The organism is Streptomyces sp. NPDC059456 (assembly GCF_042750055.1).
Taxonomy (GTDB): Bacteria; Actinomycetota; Actinomycetes; order Streptomycetales; family Streptomycetaceae; genus Streptomyces.
Map to the genome: position 1 here is coordinate 1 of NZ_JBHYVA010000844.1, position 3,196 is coordinate 3,196.

3 protein-coding genes and 1 pseudogene are annotated in these 3,196 nt (G+C 72.6%); 3 read left to right on the top strand and 1 reads right to left on the bottom strand.

Translation table 11 applies throughout. The features are described 5' to 3' along the window. Positions 1–75 precede the first annotated feature (75 nt). The 3 genes and pseudogenes from ACFXA3_RS39415 to ACFXA3_RS39425 all read left to right on the top strand — a co-directional run. Positions 76–780 (top strand): annotated as a pseudogene (locus tag ACFXA3_RS39415) (acyl-CoA dehydrogenase family protein); the annotation flags it as partial. 12 nt (positions 781–792) lie between these two features. Further along, positions 793–1,986: a lipid-transfer protein gene (locus ACFXA3_RS39420; RefSeq protein WP_385195719.1), complete on the top strand. Its 1,194-nt coding sequence runs from the start codon at positions 793–795 to the stop codon at positions 1,984–1,986. 44 nt (positions 1,987–2,030) lie between these two features. After that, positions 2,031–2,546, top strand: a complete 516-nt coding sequence (locus ACFXA3_RS39425; RefSeq protein ID WP_385195721.1) for a YcxB family protein — start codon at positions 2,031–2,033, stop codon at positions 2,544–2,546. A gap of 24 nt (positions 2,547–2,570) precedes the next feature. Here ACFXA3_RS39425 and ACFXA3_RS39430 read toward each other — a convergent pair whose 3' ends face one another. After that, positions 2,571–2,996 (bottom strand): hypothetical protein, encoded by a 426-nt coding sequence (locus ACFXA3_RS39430; RefSeq protein WP_385195724.1) that lies wholly within the window; start codon positions 2,994–2,996, stop codon positions 2,571–2,573. Positions 2,997–3,196 lie beyond the last annotated feature (200 nt).

Genomic DNA, 3,196 nt, shown 5'->3' on the forward strand with positions numbered 1-3,196 from the left:
ATATTGCGCGCCGCCGCCTTATTTTGTTAAAACCATCCCGCCGCCCACGGCCCCGCGCCCCCCCCCGGGCCCCCGCGGACTCCGGACGGCTCCTGGAAGGTCAACGGGCAGAAGGTGTGGACGAGTTCCGCGCACAGCGCCGACTTCGGGATCCTGCTGGCCCGGACCGACCCGGCCGCCCCCAAGCACGAGGGGCTCGGCTACTTCGTCGTCGACATGCGCAACAGCCCCGGCATCGACGTGCGCCCCCTCAAGGAGATCACCGGCGACGCCCTCTTCAACGAGGTCTGGTTCGACGACGTCCTGCTGCCCGCGGACGCCCTCGTCGGCGCGCCCGACGACGGCTGGAAGGTCGCCCGCAACACCCTCGGCAACGAGCGGGTCCACATGGCCGACCAGATGACCTTCGCGTCCGGGCTGGAGGCGCTGATCGCCCGCTCCGCCGAACTCGACGGCTCCTACCGGGCCCGGATCGGGGCGCTCACGGCCGAGGCGCACGCCCTGGCCTGCATCGGGCTGCGCACCACGCTCCAGCAGGTGTCGGGGCTGGAGCCGGGGGCCGGTGCGTCGGTGCGCAAGCTCGTCCAGACCCCGCACCAGCAGCGGACCGCCGAGCTCGCGCTCGAACTGCTGGGCCCGGCGGGCGCCGTACGGGAGGGGGCGGGGGAGCGGGCGGTGCACGGGATGCTCATGTCCCGCTGCCTGACCATCGCCGGAGGCACCACGCAGGTCCAGCTCAACGTCGTGGCCGAGCGGATCCTCGGCCTTCCCAGGGACTAGGAGTTGTCGGGCATGAAGTCGTACATCGTGGGCGTCGGCATGACGAAGTTCGAGAAGCCGGAGTCGAGGGACTGGCAGTACTGGGACATGGCGAAGGAGGCCGGGACGGCGGCGCTGGCCGATGCGGGCATCGGCTACGACCTGGTCGAGCAGGTGCCGGTCGGGTACTGCTTCCAGGCCTCCACGGCCGGCCAGCGGGCCGCGTACGAGCTGGGGCTGAGCGGGGTCCCGGTCTACAACGTGAACAACAACTGCGCCACCGGGTCCACGGCGCTGATGATGGCCCGGCAGTTCGTGGAGGGCGGGATCAGCGACTGCGTGCTGGCGCTGGGCTTCGAGAAGATGAAGAAGGGCGCGCTGGGCGGGGGCGCCGACGCGGGCTCCGACTTCAAGACCTCGCCGGTCGCCCGGCACTACGGGATCATGGCCGCCGGGCACGGCTTCGAGATGTCGCCGCCGACCGCGCAGATCTTCGGGAACGCGGCGCGCGAGCACATGGAGCGGTACGGGACCACGGCCGCGCAGCTGGCGGCGGTGGGGGCGAAGAACCACCGGCACTCGGCGAACAACCCGAACGCGCAGTTCCAGGACGTGTACACGGTCGAGGAGATCCTGGCGGCCAAGCCGATCCACGAGCCGCTGACGAAGCTCCAGTGCTCACCGACCTCGGACGGGGCGGCGGCCGCGGTGGTCGTGTCCGAGCGGTTCGTGGTGCGGCACGGGCTGCACGACAAGGCGGTGGAGATCGTCGCGCAGGCGATGACGACGGACACGCAGGAGTCCTTCGCCTCCGGATCGTGCATCGACGTGGTCGGCAGGCCGATGACGGCGGCGGCCGGACGGCAGGTGTTCTCGGCGTCCGGGCTCGGCATCGAGGACGTGGACGTGATCGAGCTGCACGACTGCTTCTCGATCAACGAGCTGCTGACGTACGAGGCGCTGGGGATGTGCGAGGAGGGCGGCGGCGGGAAGCTGGTGGAGTCGGGCGCGACGACGTACGGCGGGCGGTGGGTGGTGAACCCCTCCGGCGGCCTGATCTCCAAGGGCCACCCGCTGGGTGCGACGGGGCTCGCACAGGCGGCGGAACTGGTCTGGCAACTGCGCGGCGCCGCCGGTCCGCGGCAGGTCGCGGGCGCCCGCGTCGGCCTCGCCCACAACATCGGCCTCGGCGGGGCGGCCGTCGTCACCCTCCTGCGGCGGGACTGATCCCGCTCCGTCCCGCCGGGGGCGGAGGGGTAGGCTCCGCCCCCGTGAGCGACATGTGCGAGACGTCCTTCAGCGTCACCGGCGACGTATCCCGGGACGAGTACACCGAGGCCGCCCGAGCCGCCGGGATGTTCCGCAGGGGGCGGGTGCCGGCCGTACTCGGCACGGTCTTCCTCGCCGCGACGGGCATCTCGCCCTCCCCGGACGGTCTGAGCGTGGACCCTGTCGCCCTCGGCATCGCGGTGGTGTACGGCCTCGTCGCGCTGCTGGTCCTGCCGCGGCTGGTGGTGGCCTCGGGTTTCCGCTCCGGCCGGGCCGGCGAGCAGAAACGGGCCGTGGTGGACGAGGAGGGCATCACGGCGTTCCGCGGCGGGCAGTCGCAGCGGATCACCTGGGACGAGGTGCGCTGGTACCACGAGACGCCCCGGCTGCACGTGTTCACGGGCCGCTCGCGCCGCCGGACCTGCCTCGTGGTGCTGCCCAAGCGGCTGTTCACCGCCCCGGGCGAGAGCGACCGCCTGGCCGCCCTCGCCCATGCGCGGGCGGGCGACGGCTCGTAGCGACCGGGCCCCGCCCGACCCCGGTCAGAGCTTCTCGATGTCCTTGTGCACCACGTCCGTGCCGTGGTCCGCGGCCAGGCGCACCTTGAGCGGGTGGCCGGCCGGCGCCTTGATGATCTCGTCGGGCGACTCCACCAGGCCGGTGCCGTTGCAGGAGGGCTCGCTCGTCAGGTTGGACCAGTCGTTCACGTTGTGCGGGTCGTTCCACGCCACCCAGGCACAGTCGCGCTCGCCGCTGACGATCTCCACCGAGATGATCCTGACCGCGTTCACCGCGCCGTCGACGCGCTCGTAGGTCACCCGCGCGGTGTTGTGGTGGAGGGCGGCGGTGCCGGCCTCCAGGTCGACCGTGAGGACCGGGCCCGGGGTGTCGGCGGTGGCCGGAGCCGCTCCCGTGGCGAGCACGGCGGCCACCAGCGCGAGCGCGGCGGGCAGGGCGGACATGCGCATGATTCCTCCACGAAAGCAGGTTGCGGGAGGCTCATCCTGGGCCCGGTACGCGGTCCGGCGCTGCGGCGGAATCCGTCAAATCGGTGGCCTGGAACGGCCGTCCCGCCCGCGGTCCTGCGGTTCGAGCGTCGGGTCCGTGACCGCCTCGCCCGTCACGGCGCGGCGGACGGCGTCGGCGAGCGCCGCGGGGGGCTCGTGCC